Genomic DNA, 4,595 nt, shown 5'->3' with positions numbered 1-4,595 from the left:
CGACAGGGATGAGCCGCGGCCTCGTCCGCCGGATCGTGCGGGGGCCAGGCGCGACGATGTCTTCCGGGTGCGCTAGAACAGCCTGACCCCTTGGCTGCCTCGGTTGGAGCTAGATTGGGCAGCCGGGTGCCGCGATGCCACGGAGCTCCGGCGCCGGCTTCGCGCCTCGGGCTGTCGGCGGCAGTCTTCGGGCTGTCGGCGAATGGGCGACGCGACAGCGGCGTGCAGACAGCGCGATGCTGGCGGGGTTCGGGAAAGTGCCTGCCCGCGCGCAGGATCGCGCAGCTCATGACCGCGGCCCGCAACCACCTGTCCAAGGCTTACGCCGTGCTCGTTGCGCACGTAGACGTCGCGCTGCCAGGCCCTGGCGGCCACTCGTCTCCTCGTCGAACGGGTCGTCACCATGGTGCGGAACGGCACGGCGGGCGACCTGACGGCGTGGCTTGACGAGGCAGCAACCAGCGAGATCGCCTCATTCACCCGCGGACTCGTCGCTGATCAGGCTGCCGTGGTCGCAGCGCTGACAGAGCCGTGGTTCAAAGGCCAGACCAAGGGACGGATCCAACCGCCTGAAGACCCTCAAACGACAAATGTATGGCCGCGCCAATCTCGAGCTCCTGATAGGGTGTGCGAGAAATCACGCTGGGGAGATGCAGCGGATCATCTGGACGCAAGCGGCGATGGCAATGAACGTTTTGGACGCCTGGACGCCTGGACGCCTGGACGCCTGGACGCCTGGACGCGGTACTCGTAGTCCTTGGACATCCGGCGATGCCGACCGAGCCACGCGAAGCTCCGCTTGACGATCCAGTCGAGACCTGCGATCCGAAACGCCTGCTTGCGCCATTTTACGATCACCAGCCTCCAGCCGGTCTCATCGCGCAGGTGCTGGGCGAGACCCTTACTCTCGCACCCGGCGTCGGCGATGACGGTGTGAACCTTCGTCCAGAGCGCAGAAAGCCCGGCCGTCAGCCCACGCGCCGCCCGGCGATCGGACATGCCGGCCGGCTCGACCCGGCAGGATAAAAAAACCCTTTCATATCAACGAGTATCCGGCGCTTGCAGCCTTTCACCCGCTTGTGGCCGTCGAACCCCCGAACGCCCCCTTTCCGTCGTCTTGACCGACTGGGCGTCCATGTTCACCACTGTCGGATCGATCCGGCTACCGGCTTTCCGCCGTGCGACACGATGGACAGCCCGAGGCATCCACGTCCAGACGCCAGCGGCGGAAGTACCACCAGACAATGCCCAAGATGGAAAGTCGCGGGGCAGCATACGCCATTGGCAACCGCTGCGAAGCAGGTAGACGATCGCGTCGACCACTGCGCGGAGATCGGTTCGGCAGGGTCGTCCGCCTGGCCGCGGAGCAGAAGGATGCGGTGAGATCAGCGCTCACTGAGCACCGGTCAGGTCTGTCGGGTAGCTATGTCGCGCCATGTCATGCCTCCTCATCATAAGACAGAACATGGTCCTGAAACGCTGGACGGCGCCTTCTTAAACACCCTCTAAGTTGACCGTGCCAACGCCAGGACCCATGGTCGAAGTGCCGACATCACTTCGGTACGTTTTCGCTCGCGTCGGACTTGGTTTTTCGCCAAGCGGGTTCGTAAGGTTGAACGGCCGCACTGTGAAACGGCGCGAACGGCACGGAACTCAATGCACGGGGGGCTCAGATGCCTTATCGCTCGGCACTTACCATCATCATGCTGTCGGCGATCGTCGCCGTCGGGTGTGGTCTTTATGCATATTTCATACCGCTTACCGGCGTCACGGGAACATGGGGTCCGCTCGCCGCGGCTTTCGGAGCGTTGTGCACGCTGATCGGAGGGGTATTGATGGTGATGGCCCGACACCGCAGCCAACGTTTCCTTCTGATGTCGCTCCTCGCGCTCGGCATCGTGCTGACCGCTTTCGCAACTTACCTCCTGCATCAATGGGTCATGCTGACGGCGCTCGGTGTCGGTGCGTTGGGCTGGCTCGGCGCCGTATCCGGACCAGAGGGAGATCGCGTATGAAGCGTATGTCGCACACGGCCCTACTCCTTTCGATGATCGCCGCTCCAGTTCTGGCGCAGGAAAGCACCCAACCGCCGGAAACGGGAAGCGAGACCCGTGTCCGCCCGAGTTCGGATGCGAAGGTCCCGCCTTCGGGGACGGATTGGAGTAGTTTTCACGGCCAGATATCGGGCGCGAAATACTCACCTCTCGACCAGATCACGCCCGAGAACGCGAGCGAGCTGGAACTGGCCTGGCGCGTCCATACAGGCGATGTTTCCGACGGATTGGGCGATCTGCCGGCGACTGTCTGGTCGGCCACGCCGATCTACGCCAACGGCATGCTCTACATCGGCACGCCCTTCTACCGCGTGCTGGCACTCGATCCCGCGACGGGGGAGGAGATCTGGTCCTTCGATACGCAGTCGACCCTCGAAGCCTTGACGCAACCCGCATTGAAGAACCGCGGCGTGGCCTACTGGGAGGCCGAGACGCCGGCGGAAGGCGAGGCCTGCCAGAAGATCGTCTATCTGGGCACGATGGATGCCCGCCTGTTCGCGGTAGATGCCGATACCGGTGCGCCCTGCGAAGATTTTGCCGATGGCGGTATCCTCGATGTGGACCAGTGGAACACGGTCAACGACCGTTGGCCGCTGTCCCTCCTGCAGCCGCCGACGATCGTGGGCGATCATGTGGTCATCGGATGGGCCGGGAACGACTGGGATTGGGCGGAAGCCCCTCCGGGATCGGTCTTTTCGGTAAATGCGCGGAGCGGCGAGCTTGAGTGGACGTTCGACACGATCCCCGAGGATATCCGCCAGCGTACCGGCACCGCGAATGTCTGGACCGCGATGAGTGCCGATGAGGAGCGCGGTCTGGTCTATCTGCCCGTGGCCTCGCCCTCGCCGAATTACTGGGGTGGAAACCGGACCGAGGAGATCCCCTACGCCACGTCGACCACGGCGCTCGACGTCGATACGGGCGAGGTGGTCTGGTCACGGCAATGGGTGCATCACGATATCTGGGATTACGACATCAATGCCGCGCCGACATTGATGGACATCACCGTCGATGGCGAAGAGATCCCCGCGCTGATGCAGGCCACGAAGATGGGGTTCCTGTTCGTCGTAAATCGCGAGACCGGCGAGGATGTCTGGCCCATCGAGGAACGACCCGTACCCGCGGGCGATGTCAAGGGCGAGCGCTATGCCCCGACGCAGCCGTTCCCGACGACGCCCGCCCCGCTCCTCGACCAATCGGCTCTGCCGGACGTCTGGAAACTGGCGGACATCGCTTCTTTCGGCGAATGCTCGGCACTGTGGGACGAGATGGTCTATGCCGGCATGTACCAGCCACCCACGACCGAAGGCGCCGGGGCCGGGGCCTTTCCCAACAGCGCGGGCGTCGTGCAATGGGGCGGCGTGGGATTCGACCCGGAGAACCAGGTCGCGGTAGTCAATCTCAGCCATGTCGTGCAGCACATCCAGCTCTACCCGCGCGAGGAATACGATGCGATTTCCGGTGAGGCCGGGCCGGGCGAGAGTGGCTTCCACCCGCAGACCGGTGCGCCCTTCGGCATGTCCCTCCAGAGCGCGCTGAACCGATGGGGAATGCCCTGCTGGGAACCTCCCTTCGGAGAGCTCATGGCGATCGACATGAAAACCGGCGAGGCGCTGTGGCGTGAGCCCTTCGGCATGTCGCAACGCTATGGCTTCTATATGCCCGAACGCTGGGGGTCCCCCACCATAGGCGGTCCGGCCGTCACCGCTGGCGGACTGATTTTCATCGGGGCGACGATGGATGGCATGGTCCGTGCCTACGACATCGAGACCGGTGAGGAACTCTGGCGCGACCTGACCGAGGCTCCCTCGGTCTCGAACCCGGCGGTCTACGAGCATGAGGGCAAACAATACGTCGCCTTCATTTCGGGCGGAAATTCGATCCTCAAACCCTCGGTCGGAGATATGGTGTCGGTCTACGGCCTCCCGGAGTAGGGTCCGATGGGCGTTGTTGCAGAACTCTGCCGGAGAACGATCCACTTCGTGGTTCTATTCGGTTAGCGAACAGTGTGAGCAAGCCTCCATCCGCTAGCCACCGCACGACGAATGGGTCCAGCTATAACGCGGTGCTCCGCAAGCGCGGTTCGATGCCGATCTGGATGGATCGAGACATGGCCTGGCCGTCTTCTCTGATGCCGCGATCCAGTTCTGTCTTTCGATCAAGGTGACCTTGTTGCACTAATTGGAGGCGAGGATGCTTTGCCCCTTTCCCCGTTGGGCTCAGGCAATGGCTTCGATCTCGTCCCTTCCAAGGCTGGAGTAGCGGTTCATGATGGCGATGCGGATCTGAATTCCGGCGGTCTGGCGATCGGGGTCTCGTGACGTGATCCGGTCGCCGAAGAGCTTGAGGCGGTTCATCCGGGCCTCGACGCGACTTCGGATGTGATAGCCTGCCCATTTCTTCCGGATCGATCCCCTCATACAGCGCGTCGCCCTCAGGATCTCGTTTCGCGGTATCGCGGCAGGGCAGTCCGGCTTCCACGCTCGCCCATTGCGACGGATCGGGATGATCGGTTCGGCGCGATGCTCGAGGATCGCCGCA

At 63.4% G+C, this 4,595-nt stretch carries 4 protein-coding genes and 2 pseudogenes; 3 read left to right on the top strand and 3 right to left on the bottom strand.

Translation table 11 applies throughout. The features are described from left to right. Nucleotides 1-660: 660 nt before the first annotated feature. Both LX81_RS21600 and LX81_RS23475 read right to left on the bottom strand, forming a co-directional pair. A complete protein-coding gene (locus LX81_RS21600) occupies nt 661-999 on the bottom strand; it encodes a hypothetical protein (RefSeq protein WP_111539291.1) in 339 nt (112 codons plus the stop codon). A 42-nt stretch (nt 1,000-1,041) separates the two neighbouring features. Next, nucleotides 1,042-1,386, bottom strand: a complete 345-nt coding sequence (locus LX81_RS23475; RefSeq protein WP_373280309.1) for a transposase — start codon at nt 1,384-1,386, stop codon at nt 1,042-1,044. Nucleotides 1,387-1,673: 287 nt separating this feature from the next. On the opposite strand from LX81_RS23475, the gene LX81_RS21590 reads away from it, so the two are divergent. From LX81_RS21590 to LX81_RS21580, 3 genes and pseudogenes are all read left to right on the top strand, one after another. Further along, nucleotides 1,674-2,015, top strand: coding sequence for a hypothetical protein (locus tag LX81_RS21590; RefSeq protein WP_234822802.1), 342 nt, complete (start codon nt 1,674-1,676; stop codon nt 2,013-2,015). After that, nucleotides 2,012-3,988, top strand: a complete 1,977-nt coding sequence (locus LX81_RS21585) for a pyrroloquinoline quinone-dependent dehydrogenase (RefSeq protein WP_111539289.1) — start codon at nt 2,012-2,014, stop codon at nt 3,986-3,988. The genes LX81_RS21590 and LX81_RS21585 overlap by 4 nt, the downstream gene beginning before the upstream one ends. A gap of 74 nt (nt 3,989-4,062) precedes the next feature. Then, nucleotides 4,063-4,220: pseudogene (locus LX81_RS21580) on the top strand (IS5/IS1182 family transposase); the annotation flags it as partial. Nucleotides 4,221-4,273: 53 nt separating this feature from the next. Here LX81_RS21580 and LX81_RS21575 read toward each other — a convergent pair. Beyond that, nucleotides 4,274-4,595, bottom strand: a pseudogene (locus LX81_RS21575) (IS5/IS1182 family transposase); the annotation flags it as partial.

It is taken from the genome of Palleronia aestuarii (genome assembly GCF_003253995.1).
Classification (GTDB): Bacteria; Pseudomonadota; Alphaproteobacteria; order Rhodobacterales; family Rhodobacteraceae; genus Palleronia; species Palleronia aestuarii.
This window is presented reverse-complemented; position numbering and strand designations above follow the sequence as displayed.

Coding starts and splice junctions, on each gene's coding strand:
- LX81_RS21600 (WP_111539291.1), bottom strand. CDS start 999: ATGTCCGATCGCCGGGCGGCGCGTGGGCTGACGGCCGGGCTTTCTGCG.
- LX81_RS21590 (WP_234822802.1), top strand. CDS start 1,674: ATGCCTTATCGCTCGGCACTTACCATCATCATGCTGTCGGCGATCGTC.
- LX81_RS21585 (WP_111539289.1), top strand. CDS start 2,012: ATGAAGCGTATGTCGCACACGGCCCTACTCCTTTCGATGATCGCCGCT.